This is a genomic window from Rhodopirellula sp. P2 (assembly GCF_028768465.1).
Lineage (GTDB): Bacteria > Planctomycetota > Planctomycetia > Pirellulales > Pirellulaceae > Rhodopirellula.
The window spans coordinates 5,578,120-5,596,044 of record NZ_CP118225.1 but is presented as its reverse complement, the minus strand read 5'-3'; the positions used below and the strand labels follow the sequence as shown (position 1 = coordinate 5,596,044).

Below are 17,925 nucleotides of genomic sequence, written 5' to 3'. Positions count from 1 at the left end.
TGCGGCTTGGAATGATGAACAAGGATTAACCGCCCTGCATCTGGCATTCCAACCGAATATTTGCCTGCCATCCTTGTCTCAAACTCGGTGTCTCCGTCTCGATGAGCGAACCGAATCCTTCGACGACTGCTGCGGATCAATCCCTGCCCCCAGCTGCATCGCAGCAGACCCGTCCGGGGAACGAGGCCGCGGTCCGGCGTGGGAATCCCTTTGCATCGGGCTCCGACCGACCGGTCATCGACTCGGTCACGCCGATGATCCAGGAAGAGGCGTGGGTGCCCGAGTCGGGCATGCTGCAAGCGAGCGTGCTCGCGGCGATGATTGTGTTGGTGTTTTCGTTGGCCTGCTGGCGGCTGTTCCCGGCCGGCGGGATCCTGGTCACGGGGCTGGGATGCGGCCTGTCGATCCTGGGCATGTTCTCATCGCGAGTCTTTGCCGCGGGTATCTGTTTGTTGGCCCATGCGGCGTTGTTTGTTGGTTGCTATTTGCAGGTGATTTGAGGGAAGTGGGGAAGGGGCTCAGGGCCACAGGGACACAGGGACACAGGGACTCAGGGACTCAGGGCCACAGGGCCACAGGGCCACAGGGCCACAGGGACTCAGGACTCAGGACTCAGGACTCAGGACTCAGGACTCAGGACTCAGGACTCAGGACTCAGGACTCAGGACTCAGGACTCAGGACTCAGGGGGATCGCGCGTACGATGGGGGGCCATGCCTGTCGGTAATGAACCACGGGGGCATTCGCGGCGGGGAGGGCAACTGTCGTCGCTCCGCGACTGGGGGGATGTTTTGGTCGTCGATGGACCTTGGGTTGAAAACCCAAGGCTTTCGGCTTCCTTCGCTCCGCGACTGGTTGTGTGTGTCCGAGTGCTCGAACAACCGCGGAGCGGTGACATCCGTCAGCCTCGGGTTTTTAACCCGAGGTCTCGGGCGATCCTTTCCTCGCTCGACAAGCCGCGGAGCGGCGACAGGTGGCGAGCGATGAGAGGGGAAAATTGAAAAAGTGAAATTGCAAATTGTAAATTGCAAAACTTGGGCGGTTGAGGCGATGGCTCAGCGGTACCGGCGACGAACGGGACGCGAGCTCGTTTCGGGCGGAGGTCGATTGCGGGGACGAGTACCGCTTCGCTGAGCCCGAGCACGAGAAGCGGGCGGCCAGCCCATCGAAATGGAAACCCGACGCGTCAGCGAGGCTTGCGCGGGATTCCCGATGCCGGCCCCAACCGGGACGGCCATATTTTTTTTCGTGATGGGTCTCGGGGCTTCCACCCCGAGCTATGCACGATGGCCCCGTCCGGGGCGATCGTTTGCACGAAAGCCAACGGTAGGAGCTAGGAGCTAGGAGCTAGGAGCTAGGAGCTAGGAGCTCACTTTCGAGAGTTCGGCCGGGTGGCGACGCTGGGGGCTTCCACCGGGCTGAGTGCCAAGGCGAGCCAACCATCGCGAAGTTCGAGTTGGCTGACGGCGAGGTCCTGCATCGCGGGATGCTCGATGAGTTTGGGAGTCGTCAGGGGGATCACTCGATCTTCGGCCAACACCTTGTTGAAGATCGCGCGGATCGGCAGGCGTTGTCGCATCGACATGCCTGGACCACTGACTCGGAGGTGACCGTCTCGGACCAGTCGTGCGTTCAAGCCGTCGATCTCGGGCTTGTAGGCCGCGCGAACGATGAACCGTGTCAGCTTGGGACTGCCCGGTTGGCTCAGCCGAACGACTCGCAACGTCAACCACATTTTGCCGTCTTCGATTTCGATCGTCATGGGACGGGTGGGCGAAAAGGCGATCTCGGCTTCGCCAGGGACTTCTTCGGGCAACGCCACGCCTTCTTTGCCGAACAAGGCAAACGTGTCGGTGTAGAGCTCTTGGAAGGTTTTGACTTCCCCACGCGGAAGGATTTGTTCCAGCGTGTTGTTGATCGCGGATTGATGCATTTGCAAGCTCAACCAACTGTCGTTCCAGGCTCGCGGGCGAGGGGTATGAGCGGCCAGTTGCCAATCACCTGCCAAGCGGTAGCGAGCGATCAAGCGTTCCGAGGTGGTTTCCAAGTCGATCACCGTCGGTGCCAGTTCCAGGCGTCCGAGAGGTCCGAGCACGAGGTCGTCCCACTTTTCGGAAGCCTTGCTGGTTTGAGTCGTCAGTTCCGATTGGGTTCCCTGCACGACTTCCTCGCGAATTTGTTGCCGGGTGCGTTGGTTGGCCAGCGATTTGGTGTCTTCGTATTTCTTTTCCGCGATGCCGCGAACCAAGGATCCGATCAATGGCCATTCGTTGACCTTCGAGTCCACTCGCGACAAACGATTGTTCGCGTTGACTTGGACTTCCGTGCCGCCAACGGTCAGGCCGTCCGCTGAAATGCGGATCGGAGTGGAGGCATCAAAATTGGCCCAGCCATTGGAATGCACGGTCACGCCACTTTTCGCGGCTTGGCTGTGGGTCGAAACGTCGCCGCGAGTCAGCAGGTCAATGCTCCACTGGCCCGGTGTCGGATTCAATCGCAGGTCCATGGCGGTGCTGACGTTGCTGGTTCCACGGACGGGTGTGCCAGCGATTTGGGTTGAGATCGGCGAGGTGCGGTCGGGGACCGAGGGGATCAAACGCTCGATCAGTTTCGCGGAGATCGCGGTGCGAACGTTGGCATTGCGGTAGTTCAGGTCGATTGCCTTGGCGACACGTGCCGCGTGAGTGTCATCCGAGAATCGCAATGACTGAAACGCGTTGGTGACCTTCACGGCAGCCAAGTCAATCGCATCAGCTTCGGCGCGTTCGAGGTCTTGGAGCAAGGCAACGTAATCGATCGGCATCGCGCTCCAAGTCTTCATCGCTTCGGTCAGTTGCTGAAGTGCGGGTTGATTCAACCAGTCTTCGTGTGCCGGTGCCAATCGCTTGGAAGTGATTCGGGACAAGTACCGCTGAGCCGTGAGGGCGCGTTGGTCCATGTCGTCGGACGATGCCAGCGTTTGAATCTTGTCGAGCAGCAGGAACGTCGTCCAACCTTGAGGGTCTCCCGTTTCAGGAAGCTGCTCACGGACGTCCCGAATCAGTTGGTGAACATCAAAACGCTGATGGGTTCGCGTTTGGCTGTGCAGGGTCAGTGTTTCGTGAGGCAGGGTCCCGGAGGGATCGAACGAGTCGGCGTGGCCGCGCGCCAATTGCCAAATCGACGCCCAGATGCTTGTGCGACGGGACAGCGAGTGGGAAGCCTGCAGCCAACGGACTTGTTGGTCGCGAGCGGGGGCTCGTTCTGCCAGTTGCAGACCGGCGGCCGCCAAGGAGGACAGTTCGCGAAGCACGGTGCCGGCTTCGGGATCGCCCAAGCGAGAGAGCTGGCGAAGTCGATTCAATCGTTCGTCAACCTCTCCGGCCCAACGTCCCATCACGATCGAGGTCGCTTGACGATGGACGGCTTCTTCGGAAGAAGCTGACAGGCCGTGGTGGTCGCCGCTGCGCAGCATCTCCTCGTGAGCCGTTTTCAGATCGGTTTGTTCCATGTCGACGGAAGTCAGCAACACGTCGTTCAGTTCTTCATTGGCATCCACCGCCAAATTGGCGTGCGACGAAAGCTCGGACAATTCCAAACGCAATTGTTTGGCGAGAGGCCAGCCGGTCACGTGGTGATTCTTGGCTGCTTGGGCCGCGTCCGTGGGCGAAACCACTGGCGGACGCACGAAGCGGGGCAGGTCCAGGTTGAGTTCGGGAAGCTCCACAACCGGAACACTGGGTTTGGCCAACACCGCGACAGATTCCGGAATCAGCGAAACGGACTCGGAGCCGGAGCGTTGCGAATCGGTGTGGAACATTTCCGCGGGCAACGACAGCGACGTCGGTTCGGTTGATGTCGGGTCATCCAACCCAGGCGACAGGGAAGCGGGAACGGATTGTGCAAATGGCTCGAAGGAGAGTTCCTGTTCCAATGTTTCTGCAAAGCCAGCGAGTTCGGTTTCGATATCGATCACGGGAGCTTGCAGCGTGCTGGAGGCATCGCTAGCTAAACGCTCGGGCAGGGACAACCCACGCGCACCGTGGTCGGTCCGGTGGGCATCTTCTGCGTGCGTTTGTGGAGGCAGGGCGTCGGATTGGTTCCAAGGCGAGAGCGGTTCCGCGGTACCGAATCCGTGGCGGTTTGAAGCTGCCAATCCGTCGGGAGCGTTTGCGGAGGGATCGTCGTTGGAATGTTTTTCGCCGTTCCGGTCGGACGTCAAGTATTGGAACGCGGGATCCGAAGCCACGTCCAAATTTGCCTGGGCGGGTGGGCCGTTGCCAAATTGGGCAAGCAATCCACCTGGTTCCAGCAAACCGGTCGAGTTCAGAAAGTATGGCATGGTGGTGGTCGCAATGACAGCGATGGACGCTGTGATTGGCCACAACAACAGCGATCGTCGGGAATCCTGACGCATTCGATGACTGATGGATTGGAGCAATTGAGAAGGACGGCGACGAGACGTTTTTCGCCGATCAAACGCTTATGCCTAAAATGGGCACTCCAAACCAAGATGAATTCCGCTGTGGAACGAAAGCGGACCCAAACTTTCGCAGTTGGAGGGGCTGGTGGTCGCCGGTCAGACCAGCCCAGCGGTGGGGGCAGGCCAGGTCCTCGCCTGTACATGGGGGGCAGACGGATTAAGGTTGGTCAAAAAATGAAGCCGGTCCCCGGTTGGAGCACTGTTTCTCGGAGTGAATCGCAGCCGGAGTTGCCGCGGGAATCGCACCATGAAACCGTGCTGCGGAAACTCACTGTGCTGCGGAAACTCACTGTGAAACTGGACCAAACGCCTCAGCGACTGCCCATTGCTCGGTCGCCGCGACCTTCTCTGAGAATTCAAAACAAACGTGACCCAGCCTGATTCCTTGCCGCTTTCACGCCGAAATCGATTTTTGATCAGCATCCTGTTGATAGGGATGCTGTTGACGATCGCTCTGCCGCCGTTGGCGTTCCAGGCACGCGGTGCACGCGGGCTGTCGCCGTCCGTCGGAACCCTGTTGGCGATGGTTTCTCCGGTCGCACAGATGTTTTACTTGGATCGTGGCTACGCGTTTTTTGCTCCGGATCCCGGCCCCAGCCACCTGATTCGGGCGAGCTCGGAGGGTGGCAAATCGACGCAACTGTTTCCGGATCTGAAGGACCAGTGGCCTCGATTGTCGTACCACCGGCATTTCATGTTGGCGGAATTTTTGAATGACTCCTACCAGCCCGCTTTGCCGCTGGAGGTCAGTCAGTTGATCGGTCCCGAGCTCAGTCCGGAAGAACTTCAAACGCTGCGGTTGGGGCGACAACGCTATGAAAGGATCGCTGATTCGATGGTCCGACACCTGCAGTCGACGGGGAAATCAGACGTGTCGATCCAGCGAATCGAACATCAAATGCCTGACTTTGTTTTGTTCACGCAAGAGGACCTGTCGTTGACCGACGAGCGGTCTTACATCGAATTGCCCGATCTCCCGATCACGCTGGAGAGTTTGCTAGGGAGTGTCCCTGAGTCGCTTCCGCAGCCGGAAGACGGCGACGCAATGGTCTTGGACCCAGAGGATTCCGAGCCCGTTCCTGTTCCGGCAGGTGAACGGAAGAAAGATACTGAAGATCGGTCGAAGGACGCGGGCAGTCCCACGGCGGAGAATCCGACACCGGATGAACTGGAGCAACCAAGCACTGCACCGGAGGACGCGTCGTGATCGTTGACTTTGCGAAACAATACGCGTCGTCTTGGGTGGATGCCTGGGATCGGTTTTGGTTCACGCCTCGGCACATTGATACGTTGGCCGTGCTGCGGATCGTCACTGGTGCAATGCTGTTGTATTCGCACCTGGTGCTCGCGGCCGACTTTTCTTCTTTCGTTGGAACGGAAGCTTGGATCGACAATGAGACCAGCGCGTGGCTGCATGATGGAACGCTTGGTGAATCGACCGCGGCTTGGTCGTACTTGTGGTTGGTCGACAACGCAACCGTTTTATGGCTGAATCACCTCGTGACGATCTTGGTCACGGGGTGCTTTCTGGTGGGCTTCTTGACTCGCCTGACTGGGCCGCTGGCGTGGTTCCTGCAATTGATGTTGGTGCATCGACTGCTCGGCAGCCTGTTTGGGCTGGATCAGATTGTCACCTACTGCGTGATGTACTTGGCCTTTGTTCCCTGCGGTGCAGTTTGGTCCATCGATGCGAAGCTCCGCCGACGTCTGACAGGTGATGGTGAGAAAACGCTTTCGGGTTGGAAGGCGTGGTTGTTCCCGGCGGACAAGAAGACGGTCTCGGCCAATGTGGCGACGCGATTGCTGCAGATTCACTTGTGCGTGATCTACCTGTTCGGTGGCATTGCGAAGGCGCGTGGTGAACTTTGGTGGGACGGGACGGCCGTTTGGTTTGCTGTGGCAAACTACGAATATCAGTCGATTGACATGACGTTCTTGGGGCGTTTTCCGCGTGTCTTCACAGCGTTGTCGCACATCACGATGTTCTGGGAGATCTTCTACTGTGCGTTGGTTTGGCCGCGTTTGACTCGCGGGATCACGTTGGCGCTCGCCGTCGCCGTTCACGGTGGGATCGCCTTGTTCCTGGGCATGATCACGTTTGGTGCCATGATGATCGCCGCCAACGGGATCTTTGTTTCGCCGGATTGGATTCGTCGCAAGCGTTTGGGGGAATCAGCGGATGATGGCCACGAAGATGCGTCCCTGTCCGGTGTCATGACCTCGTTGGGAACCGATTCCAGCAGTGGTGCTCGTTCGGTTGCATTGCCCGCGGATTTGCAACATCGCTTGGCGGAATTGGACGCAGCTGAGAAAGGCATCCAAAAACGCTACGCCAAGCTCAAACGCCGCGAAGCCAAGAACGAAGAACGCAAGCAACGATTGCTGGCGGCTCGCGAACAGATCAAGCAAAAACTGATCGACGGCAATCTGTCGGCAGGCGACAGCGTGCTCCGCAACGATGATCTCGAGGATTCCTGAGTCACGGTCGATGCTGGCTTTCGCGGGGCGCGCGTGAGTTCACTCCCGTGCGGAGTTCACCACCAGTGACCGTCGTCAGTGATCGGACGGATGTCGCATCGCATGGAATCCATCGCGGACGCCAATTCTCCGACGGCCCAGTCCAGGTCGTCGACTTCGAGTCGATACTCCGGCCACTTCCATCCGGCCGGCCAGATCTGGTGCGGCGCTGGCCAGCGGTCTTCTTCGGTCGTGTGCTGAATCCTCGCCAAGAGTCGTGGCAAACACAGGCGAGGTGATCCAGATGAGGAGCCTGGTTGTTCACTGATGTCTTGAGAATCTCGCAGGGCAGCCGGAGGATCGGATGAGATCCACTGCTGCAAACCTTTTGCGGCATCGGGGTGATCGGGATCGATCACTGTGATGCCGTGTTCGGAAGAAAGTCGTTGGCAAATGACTTGCCGCAACTCCGCGTCGCCGCCCACCAAGGCCATCGATGGCACGTCAGCGGCGATGTGGTCGCGGAGGTCTTCGATCGTCCATCCGAAACGCGGGTCGCAGAAATCAGCGGCGACGTCGCAGGCGGGTTCCAGCACAAAACGCCGGGCGGTGTAACGCGGATGCGGAACCACCAGAGCTTTCGAGGATCCTGCCGGGCCGCGTCCGCCGATCAGTCCCCGCAGTCCGGCGGCTCGCGGCGGCCCTGCCAAACGGCCATGCAGAACGACGTCGAGATCGATCACTCGGGCGCCCCAGCGAACGAGTCGTTTACGGCCCAGATCGATTTCCAAGTGTTGCAGCAAATCCAACACTTCCGCGGCGGAGGCTTCCGTTGCAAACGCCGCGACCGCGTTGAGAAATGGTGATTGGCCACCGGGACCACCGATCGGTGGCGTCTCAAACAAGCGGCTGGTTCGTAGAGGGTGCGCTGAGTCGACTGAGGCCGGAGTGGTTGTCGCTTCTTCGTTGTGTTGCTGATCGCAGGGCGCGGCGACCAGCCCTGATTCGGCCACCCGGCGAGCCGCTTCGGCGATCACCACTCGGCGATCACCGAGGTTGGAACCGAAGCTGATGAGGCATTGCGTGGGCATGAACAAAACGCTGGCAAGAACAAGGGAGACGCGGTTGCAAGCGAATCATAGAGGGAACCCGACGCGTGAGCGAGGCGAGTGCGGGTTCGTCCTTCCTGACGCGTCGGGTTTCCATTTGGACCGACTTCTCGTGCTCGTGCTCAGCGAAGCGGTCCTCGTCCTCGACGTCCGGCCGGAACTCAATCACGTCCGGTTCGTCATCGGCAACCGTTGTCGATCGCCCATCGGCTGATCGCGTCAATCGCCGGGATTTTCCAATTTCCAATTTCACTTTTTCAATCTTCCCCATCTCGTTGCTCGCAACTGTCGCCGCTCCGCGGCTTGTCGAGCGAGGGGGCGGGGACTCGCGAGACCTCGGGTTGAAAACCCGAGGCTGACAGATGTCACCGCTCCGCGGTTGTTGGATTACCCGGACGGACACAGTTGGTCTCGGCGTGACGACAGTTGGCAGGCCCGTCGTGAACAATCACGTTCGGTTCGTCTTCGGCAACCGTCGTCGATCACCCATCGGCTGATCGCGTCAATCGCCGGGATTTTCCAATTTCCAATTTCACTTTTTCAATCTTCCCCATCTCGTTGCTCGCAACTGTCGCCGCTCCGCGGCTTGTCGAGCGAGGGGGCGGGGACTCGCGAGACCTCGGGTTGAAAACCCGAGGCTGACAGATGTCACCGCTCCGCGGTTGTTGGATTACCCGGACGGACACAGTTGGTCTCGGCGTGACGACAGTTGGCAGGCCCGTCGTGAACAATCACGTTCGGTTCGTCTTCGGCAACCGTTGTCGATCGCCCATCGGCTGATCGCCTCAACCGCCGGGATTTTCCAATTTGCAATTTCACTTTTTCAATCTTCCCCATCTCGTTGCTCGCAACTGTCGCCGCTCCGCGGCTTGTCGAGCGAGGGGGAGGGACTCGCGAGACCTCGGGTTGAAAACCCGAGGCTGACAGATGTCACCGCTCCGCGGTTGTTGGATTACCCGGACGGACACAGTTGGTCTCGGCGTGACGACAGTTGGCTGGCCCGTCGTGAACAATCACGTTCGGTTCGTCTTCGGCAAGCGTTGTCGATCGCCCATCGGCTGATCGCCTCAACCGCCGGGATTTTCCAATTTCCAATTTCACTTTTTCAATCTTCCCCATCTCGTTGCTCGCAACTGTCGCCGCTCCGCGGCTTGTGGAGCGAGGGGGAGGGACTCGCGAGACCTCGGGTTGAAAACCCGAGGCTGACAGATGTCACCGCTCCGCGGTTGTTGGATCACTCGGACGGACACAATTGGTCTCGGCGTGACGACAGTTGGCTGGCCTTGGGTTTTCAACCCGAGGTCATCTACGACGCAAAAGTCCCCCCGTCGCGGAGTGACGGAAGCCTTGGGGTTGCATCTCGCGGAACGCGTTAGCGCTGCATGGGGACCGGGGTGGTCCACTCGGGCAATTCGGTGGCCTCGTTGGTGATCCCCAGCACAATCGTCGAGGGATGCTGCGAGGCTTTGCCGATCAACAAGCACTGAGAGAGCTGCACGCAGTCGTCTAAGTTTTCGCGGCGGAGCAATCGTTCACAACGACTTGTGTGCCACTTGTTTTGGAGTGATCGCCATCCAAACCCCTGGGAAGCGGGAGCACACCAGTCGACTCGCAGTCGCGGCATGGCCATTGATTCGTGGCCCTCGGACTGTTGCGATGCGTTGGCTTCTCGCCAGGCTTGGCCCAAGGCGACGAAGAAGGCGGGCTGCAGTCGCAGCTCATCAGGCGTGACCAAAACCAGAGTCTTGCCGTAGCGAACGGCTTGTTCGACGGTTCGGTGCAGCAACGTTCGCAAAGTATGATCCGGTGTGAACATCGACCACGCAGGGATTCAAAGCCCGAGAGAAGATTCAAGCTCGAACAACACTCTGTTCATTGAGTGAGACGAAGCTCAGTTCAATCGCAGAGAAACAAAACGGCTCGGTTCTGACCGAGCCGTCATCCGATTCTGTCTTAGGTCCGGTGGCCTGCGATCAAGATTGCGGCGAACGCATCTTGGCCAACATCGCTTGGAAGTCGACCGCGACAGGACGACCGGCGGACACGTCCGCTGATTCATGATGCAACGCGGCGGTTTCGACTTGCACGTCGTCTTCGATGACCAGCATGTCACGGTCGTCGTGGTTGACAGCGATGTCTTCGCCATCTTCTTCGATCCACAACACGGGTGCCGAAGCAGCCATGGCCGATTGATTTTGCATCTCGCCCATTTGGGCTTCTTCGCAGACTTCGTCCATGTCATTGGCATCGTCGCCGAGCAACGACAAAGGCGAGTTGGCCGCACCACGCATGCTGAGGATTTCTTCGTGCAACGAGGTTTCCAGATCGGAAGCCACATGATCGTTTGCGTCGCATTCGGCAACGGGGTCGACCGAGGCCACCAAGGCGTCGACGGTGGGTTTGATTTCCTCTTCGTCGTCGAACTCACCGAACAGTTGGTCTGCCGTTGGCGTGGCAGCGACGGGTGCTTCGCAGCGTTGCGATTCAGCTTCGTCGATCTCGGGCAAGTTGGTAGCGAGAGCCGAGCCAATGACGTCGGAGACCATTTCGTAGTCGCCTTCGTAGCTCTGGCAATCGATGCTCAGCGAACCGAACTCGATGTTGTCGGTGGCTTCTGCCGAGGCGGTGGCAGCTTCGCAAACGAGTGATTCGTCGCTGGTTTGCTGGTCAGTGGTGGGTTCCGAAGTGGCAAACGAGCCGTTTGGGAGTTGCTCACCCTGGCAAGGTTCGGCCTGACACTGATCGCTATGACACTGATCGCTATGACACTGGTCGCTTTGGCATTGGCCTGTTGTTTGGCAAGCTTCTTCGCTGCACTCGGAGGTGTTGCAGGCTTGCGTTTCGCAGTCGGTCGTTTCGGCTTCTGCGAGCACTTCGTTTTCGTTCGGCAAAGCCTGATCGTTCCAGCGTCGCCCCAGATCGCTGGCGTCGTCGTCGGATTCAAAGGTCGCGGAAGCGAAGGTTGCCGAGGCGGGTTGTTCATCTGAACTGGTTTCGCCCCACATTGAATCATCGAGCGAACCGAATTCGACGTTGGAGGATTCCCCGTTGGGCGGGGCGATGGCGGGCTCGTCCATCACCGGGCTTGGCAGCTGTTGCAGGGTTGCCCAGGCACGATCGACGATTTTGTTGTCGATGATGCTTTGGTTCAGCGACGCGGCGCAATCGATGGCGGCTGTCATCATTTGGTTGATCAAACGGGGCGTGCCGCTGCAAGCTTGGTGGATGGCACGGATCGCTTCGTTGGTGATCGCTTCCTGGGGATTGGACCCGCAGTTCTTGATCACATCTTGGACATATGTCAGGGCTTCGTCGCCGTTGAGTGGGTGCAGGTAGCACCGAGTGGCGACGCGTTGCACGAGTGCTTCGAGCGATGGCAACGCCAAGGTCTCGTCCAGCTTGGGGCCGCCCAGCAGAACCGCACTGACGCGTGGTTGGCCTTCGCTCATCGTGTTGGTGATGATGCGAATGGTTTCCAGCACTTCAGGGGTCAACGCTTGGGCTTCGTCGACCAGCAGCAACAAACCGGGGAATTCCGCGGTGCTGCGAGCGAGCCGCTCGACCAAAGCAAACTGGGGATCTTCGTTGGGTGCCAACGGTGTCGAGTGAATCCCACGGACTCGGTTCAATCGCGTCAGCAGGTGACGCTGGAACAACAAGGGATTGTCCAGCATCGCGTCACCGAGCACCACGACCTCGCGACGACCCGCGAATTGCTTCAGCAGCAACTGGCACAGCAAGGATTTGCCGACGCCGGGGGGGCCGATGACGAGCGAAATAGCTTCCCAGGCTTCAATTGCTCGTTGGATTCGTTGCAAGGCCTCGTCCTGCGAGCCAACGGGAACGTAACGTTCCGCACTGGGGAAGGGCGGGAATGGAGGCACGTGAAAAGAGTGTTCAACCGAAGACATGGTCGAAGTTTCCTAGGCGGAACAAGTGGGAGAATGCGGACACGCCGTCTAATCGTTACAGTCGTCACCCAGACCGCAGGGTCTGAAACAAATTTCATTCATTTCTGACGAAATCACCTCATGCCCCCTCGCCTTGCCCCGTGACAAAGAGCCCTTCGACCAAGCCACGCAAACCAGCCTCCACCGCGACGATCGATTGGTACGATCGGCCTCAGTACTTTGACATGGTGTTCCGTGACGAAACGGCAACTGAAATGGCATTCTTTGACGAGGCGTACCAGCGTTATGCGACCGGAACCGTTTCGCGGGTCTATGAACCCGGGTGCGGCAGCGGTCGTTTGGTGGCCGCCTCAGCAGCCCGCGGGTACGACGTCATTGGGTTGGATAACAACGACGCGATGCTCGCTTATCTGCGGCGTCGACTGCAACGTCGAAAATTGTCCGCCGAGCTGATCAATGGCGACATGACGTCCCACGTGTGTTCGCCCCCCGTGGATGCCGCGTTTTGCACGTTCAACACATTTCGTCACATGATGGACGAAGACGCGGCGGTCGCGCATCTGCGAGCCGTGGCGGCTTCTTTGCGAACCGGCGGGATCTATGTGCTCGGGTTTCACTGCATTCCCATGGACGCGGATCCGGAGTGCATCGAGCGTTGGAAAGCGTCCCACGGGGGCACAAACATCAGCGTGACTTTGAAAGTGGTTGATTTTCAGCGACGCAAACGGCGTGAAACACTTCGCGTTTCAATCAAAGCGACTCGAAAAAATGGAACGGTCGAACGAGTCCGCAGCGAATTTCCGTTGCGGCTGTACACGCCCAAACAAGCCGTCACGATGTTGAAGTCGGTCAGTGATGAGTTGGAAATTGTCGGTGTCCATGATTTCGACTATGAAATCGAACATCAGCGAGAAATGGACAACGACCTGACTGACGCCGTGTTTGTTCTCCGAAAACAATAATCTTTTGAAGCGACCAAGATGACGCACGCATTCCAAGCCACCTGCGCCGCGACCGGCGAGTCACTTCCCGGTGAATTTGCCGAAGCGACCGCCGAGCAAATTGATTTCGTCTGCCAGCAAGCCGCCAAGGCCGCGCTCCAACTCCGCGAATTGAGGCCCGAGACGCTCGGTGAATTCCTTTCCGCGGTGGCGACCGAGATTCGATCGCGACGGGATGAAATCGTGTCTCGTTGCCAACTTGAGACGGGTTACGTGAACGCGCGTGTGGAAGGCGAGTTCGATCGAGCGATGGGACAACTGGATCTGTTCTCGCGATTGGCGGTCGAACGACCTTGGAACCGTGTGACATCCGAAGCGGGGGATCCCGAACGCAGGCCGTTTCCCAAACCCAGCATGGCGCGGCGGTTTGTTCCGGTTGGTCCTGTGGCGGTGTTTGGTGCTTGCAATTTTCCATTGGCGATCTCGGTGATTGGCAATGATTTTGTCGCTGCAATCGCCACAGGAAATCCGGTGGTCGTGAAGTCCCATCCCAGCCACCCGGGCACCTGCGAACTGCTTGGCGAGGCCGTCAAAGAGGTCGTCAAGCGGTTGGAGCTGCCCCTGGGAACGTTTGGATTGTTGCATGGGCGAAGCCCGGAAACGTCGGTTCGGTTGGTCTCGCATCCAGCCATCGCCGCGGTCGGATTCACCGGCAGTCCTCAAGGGGGCCGGGCGCTGGCGAAGGCCATCTTGGATCGCGAAAATCCGATTCCCATTTTCGCGGAACTGGGCAGCACCAATCCGGTCTTTGTCACCCCAGACGCGATGGCTGTTCGGGCGAGGGCGATCGCGGAAGGTTTTGCCGCGTCGCTGAGATTTGGCAACGGTCACATGTGCACCAAACCCGGTGTGGTGGTGATTCAAGAGCAGGACGCCGATGCGTTCGTCAAGGACACCCGTGATGCGTTCGCCAAGTATCCGAATTTGCCCATGTTGAGTGGTCCTGTTGCCGAGGCGTTTGATCGCGGGATCGAACGGCTGCGAACTGCCAAAGGTGTGGCTTCATTGTTCGTTGCGGAAGCAATCGAAACAGAAGGCCCCTGGCATCGAGGGGCTCACTGGTTTGGCATGAACGCGGAGACGGCGATGCGTGACGGTTGGCTGCACAGCGAAACGTTCGGCCCGGTTTCGATTTTGGTGCGTTGTCGGGATGAAGCTGAGATGCTGCGGGTTGCCAAAAAATTTCATGGTTCACTGACCACGACGCTGCACACCGAGACCTCTGAGAATGAGTTTGCCCAACGTTGGCTTCGTATTGCGGAACGCTTTGGCGGCCGAATCATTCTCAACGGTTGGCCAACGGGAATGGAGATCGGTTCCGCGACTCAGCATGGCGGCCCGTTTCCGGCCAGCCTGGACGGCCGAAGTACCTCGGTCGGGCACGCCAGTTTGGAGCGTTTTGTGCGACCGCTGTGTTTTCAAAACTGGCCGGAAGGCGCGATGTTGGCTGAATGCTCGGGATCCTGAGTTCTGCTCGGGGGGACCGGCGAATGAACGTCTTCATTTGGGGCGAAAGCAAGCTTTCCCGCTCTGAAAAGTCGATCGGATCGATTAGAATACGCAGCTGTAAATGATGCGATTTGACATGCGACTCTATTGATTAAGCTTTCGGCATCCAGCCTGTGCCTTCCCCATCCGAAGATCCAACCGAAGTTCGCACTTCGGCCTCCGAAGAAAGCTGCGTCAATCACATTGGCGAGTACAAAATTGTCCGCACGCTCGGGACGGGCGGGATGGGCGAAGTCTATTTGGCTCAGCACACCACGACGCAGCAATCGGTTGCGTTGAAGATGTTGCGGCATCATGTCGCCAACCAGCAGCGTTTTCGACGACGATTCCAACGCGAAGCTCAATTGATTCAGGGGCTGGATCATGAGCACATCGTGCCGCTGCTAGAAACGGGAGAAGAATCGGGCGTGCCATTTTTGGCGATGCGTTTGATCGAGGGCAAAACCCTGGCCGATTTGATTCTGGAATTGAAAGGCATCGAACAGTCGATGGCAGTGGAGGACGCTTCGCAGTTGGAGACGGCGGTCATGACGCCGACGCAAGCGGAGTCCGATGACCAGGCGACCAATTTTCAATCGATCGCGAACTTGATTGCCGATATCGCGGATGCATTGCACTTTGCGCACTCTCAGAAAATCATTCACCGCGATGTGAAGCCGTCCAACTTGATGCTCGATCGCGATGGCAAGATCTGGTTGACCGACTTTGGTTTGGCTTTTCTGGAAGATGAGCAAACGGCTCTGACCATGACGGGCGACTTGGTGGGAACACCCGCTTACATGAGTCCCGAGCAAACGCTCGGTTCGCATTCCGAAGTCACTCGTCGTTCGGATGTCTACAGTCTGGGAGCGACGCTTTATGAATGGGCCACGCTGCATCGTCCCTTCAGCGGCAACCGCGAACAGGTGTTGGTGAATGTGGCTCAAGGAAGTCTGGCGACACCGCGGAGTCTTCGCGCTGATCTTCCGCTGGCACTTGAAGCTGTCATTTGCAAAGCGATGTCTCGCTCGCCGGAGGCTCGCTATCCCTCCGCGGCCGCGTTTGCCGACGACCTTCGACGTTTTGCCAATGGCAAACCTGTCCTAGCCAAAATGCCAGGTTGGACGGAGCGTTTGTTCCGGTGGAGCCAGCGAAATCCGCTGGTCGCTTTGGCGTCGTTCATCGGAGTGATCACGACCGTGGTCGCTGTGTTGGGAATGCAAGCGATCTATTCCGGTCAATTGGTTCGGATCAACGAGCAGCTGGCCAAGAGCAACGATGATCTGATCACGTCGAACTTGCAGTTGGAAGCCCGAGAAGCCGAGCTGAGCAACCAGCTTTTCATCTCAGACATGTCGCTGGCCTTCCAAGCCTTTGCAGCGAAGAACCTGATCACGACCAAACAGTTGTTGGACAAGCATCGGGAAGAGTCGGTGCCGTTTGGATCTCGGCGATTCGCTTTGGAACTGTTGGACTACCTTGCCACGCCGCCGTCTTCGGTTCTGCTGACCAAGCACCAGGCGGCTGCCACCGCAGTTGCGGTTTCGGAAGATGGCAAACTGGTGGTGTCCGCCAGTGAAGACGGCGAAGTGCATGTGGTGGATCTTGAGACAAAACAACTGCTCCACAAGTATTCGTTGCCGGGACGGCTCGATTCCATTGCAATCAGCCCGGACAAACAGTTTTTTCTAACCGGTTTGAATGAATCGATCGGGTTCACCCCGATCAAAATGCACCGCGTTGACAACGGCGAAGAAGTTCTGGGCTTGCTGGGGCATTGGCATTCCATGGAATCCGGAACCTTTTCATCCGATGGGAAGTGGATTGCAACGGCCGACCGGTACCGACAAATCCAGGTGCATGACACAGACGGAAACGTGATCGACTCGTTTGACGCACAATCCCGAAATGAGTCGCTGTGTTTCCTCGAAGACAGTCACCGATTGGTTTACGTGCAGAAATCGCAAGCCGGTCACGAAGTCCGAGTGCGAGACCTGGACACGGAAGACGAGACAGTGATCCCGACCGACGTGATGACGGCCCAGTTTGCAATCGCTCATCCTCGCGGCAAGTCGAATCCATTTCGAATCGTGACACAGGGCTACGGATCCCTTTCTGTTTCCGATTCCGATCAGTCCGCTCCGTTTGTGAAGGTGAATCATTTCAATGCGGTGTTCCGGTGCGTGGCGATCAGCCGCGATGGAGAGATGATCTACAGTGGCACGGATGAAGGATCCGTTTATGTGTGGCGATTGAAAGACCGAGACGTCTACAACCAATTGTTTCGTCCTTTGCTGGTGCCGGCCGCCAACGGTCGGATCTATGAGATCGCGACGGTGCCAGAAGAATCCGAAATGCCTCGGTTTGTGACGTCGGCTGAAGACGGAAACGTCATTCTTTGGGACACCCAAGAAAAGATGCCGATTCGTCCATCGCACCCGAAAGTTCCCTATCCATGGACGTCCGTTTTAAAGTTGGCGACGCCCCACCACGGATCGTCGGATGTCTTCCTTCGAATGAGTGGTGGCGCCGTCGTTCACTACAACCCGCAAACAGAATTGCGGGGACTCTCAGTGGTCGCACACCAACCCATTCGCGGCACGGATGACATCGCGGTCACGGAAGACGCCTCTACGATCGCGGTCGCAACGGACACCGAACTGAGTGTCTACGACGTTGAATCAAGGCGTCTCATCAAGACAATTCCGAGTCCAGATTTGGAGAAAAGCTGCCGTGGACTTCATTACCTGGGGCAGCGTTTGTATGTTCTCTACACCGAGGAAGTGTTGGTCTACGACCTTCCTGATTATTCATTGGCAGGTACGATCACGCTGCCAGTGGACAACGCCAACTCGTTGACCCGCATCCCGTCGGAAGATGCCTTGTTGGTCGTGACCGAACGGGCGTTGTGCAAGTTGGAGGGCATGTCCGCGAGTCTCTTTGAAAACGCGGGCTCAGCAGCTGACTATTTCGATCGAGTGGTCTTTGATTCACGCGGGAAACAAATGGCGATCATCCGGTTGAATCGGCTGGTTGAAATTCGTTCCTTCCCTGAAGGCGAGACTCTCGCTGTGTTGCGAGGGCATATTCGGCACCCGAGCGATTGTTCGTTCATGGACAACGACATGACGGTTGCGACGACGAGCGAAGAAGGACTCGTTCGGTTCTGGGACATCGCGAGCGAGCGTGAAATGGGATCCCTGCTGACTGGAACACACGATTCAAACTGCCTGCACTATTTCAAGGAGGCTGATATGTTGCTAGCAACGTCTGCTGCAGCACCGATGGAGCTTTGGGTGACCGACCGGAGTCAAGCAAAACTCTCGCCTCACTTGCGAACGGAGGAAAAATGAGCAGATGAAATCCGTCTGGAGTCTGTGAACAATGCTTTCGCGATCGAGGCAGTTTCGAAGTCTTTTCGGTGATGATCCCTTCGGTCTTGGTTGTCGGTGCAAAGAATCATCGCTGATCAGACACTCCCTGCCCTCCGATCCATTG

General features: G+C 58.0%; 10 protein-coding genes. 6 read left to right on the top strand and 4 right to left on the bottom strand.

Annotation, left to right across the window (positions count from 1 at the left end; genetic code table 11):
• The first annotated feature begins 101 nt into the window (after positions 1-101).
• A complete protein-coding gene (locus PSR62_RS19740) occupies positions 102-500 on the top strand; it encodes a hypothetical protein (RefSeq protein ID WP_274404719.1) in 399 nt (132 codons plus the stop codon).
• A gap of 868 nt (positions 501-1,368) precedes the next feature.
• Here PSR62_RS19740 and PSR62_RS19735 read toward each other — a convergent pair.
• Entirely contained in the window at positions 1,369-4,395 is a 3,027-nt protein-coding gene (locus PSR62_RS19735; RefSeq protein ID WP_274404718.1) for a hypothetical protein, read from the bottom strand.
• Between the two features lie 433 nt (positions 4,396-4,828).
• On the opposite strand from PSR62_RS19735, the gene PSR62_RS19730 reads away from it, so the two are divergent.
• Both PSR62_RS19730 and PSR62_RS19725 read left to right on the top strand, forming a co-directional pair.
• Complete coding sequence (locus PSR62_RS19730; RefSeq protein ID WP_274404717.1) at positions 4,829-5,668, top strand: hypothetical protein; 840 nt, start codon at positions 4,829-4,831, stop codon at positions 5,666-5,668.
• On the top strand, positions 5,665-6,939 hold the full coding sequence (locus tag PSR62_RS19725) for an HTTM domain-containing protein (protein WP_274404716.1): 1,275 nt from the start codon (positions 5,665-5,667) through the stop codon (positions 6,937-6,939). Before PSR62_RS19730 ends, PSR62_RS19725 begins: the two co-directional genes overlap by 4 nt.
• Before the next feature lie 56 nt (positions 6,940-6,995).
• Here PSR62_RS19725 and folK read toward each other — a convergent pair whose 3' ends face one another.
• The 3 genes from folK to PSR62_RS19710 form a co-directional block, all read right to left on the bottom strand.
• Positions 6,996-8,009 carry a 2-amino-4-hydroxy-6-hydroxymethyldihydropteridine diphosphokinase gene (folK, locus tag PSR62_RS19720; protein WP_274404715.1) on the bottom strand — a complete coding sequence of 338 codons (1,014 nt, stop codon included), beginning with the start codon at positions 8,007-8,009 and terminating at the stop codon, positions 6,996-6,998.
• 1,390 nt (positions 8,010-9,399) lie between these two features.
• The gene (locus PSR62_RS19715) at positions 9,400-9,843 is read right to left on the bottom strand and encodes a hypothetical protein (RefSeq protein WP_274404714.1); all 444 of its coding nucleotides are present in this window, start codon (positions 9,841-9,843) and stop codon (positions 9,400-9,402) included.
• 157 nt (positions 9,844-10,000) lie between these two features.
• Complete coding sequence (locus PSR62_RS19710; protein ID WP_274404712.1) at positions 10,001-11,938, bottom strand: ExeA family protein; 1,938 nt, start codon at positions 11,936-11,938, stop codon at positions 10,001-10,003.
• Between the two features lie 140 nt (positions 11,939-12,078).
• Here PSR62_RS19710 and PSR62_RS19705 point away from each other — a divergent pair, with 140 nt between their 5' ends.
• The 3 genes from PSR62_RS19705 (at position 12,079) to PSR62_RS19695 (ending at position 17,780) form a co-directional block, all read left to right on the top strand.
• Positions 12,079-12,900 carry a class I SAM-dependent methyltransferase gene (locus PSR62_RS19705; RefSeq protein ID WP_274404711.1) on the top strand — a complete coding sequence of 274 codons (822 nt, stop codon included), beginning with the start codon at positions 12,079-12,081 and terminating at the stop codon, positions 12,898-12,900.
• 18 nt (positions 12,901-12,918) lie between these two features.
• A complete protein-coding gene (locus tag PSR62_RS19700) occupies positions 12,919-14,406 on the top strand; it encodes an aldehyde dehydrogenase (NADP(+)) (RefSeq protein ID WP_274404710.1) in 1,488 nt (495 codons plus the stop codon).
• A 155-nt stretch (positions 14,407-14,561) separates the two neighbouring features.
• A complete protein-coding gene (locus tag PSR62_RS19695; protein WP_274404709.1) occupies positions 14,562-17,780 on the top strand; it encodes a serine/threonine-protein kinase in 3,219 nt (1,072 codons plus the stop codon).
• Positions 17,781-17,925 lie beyond the last annotated feature (145 nt).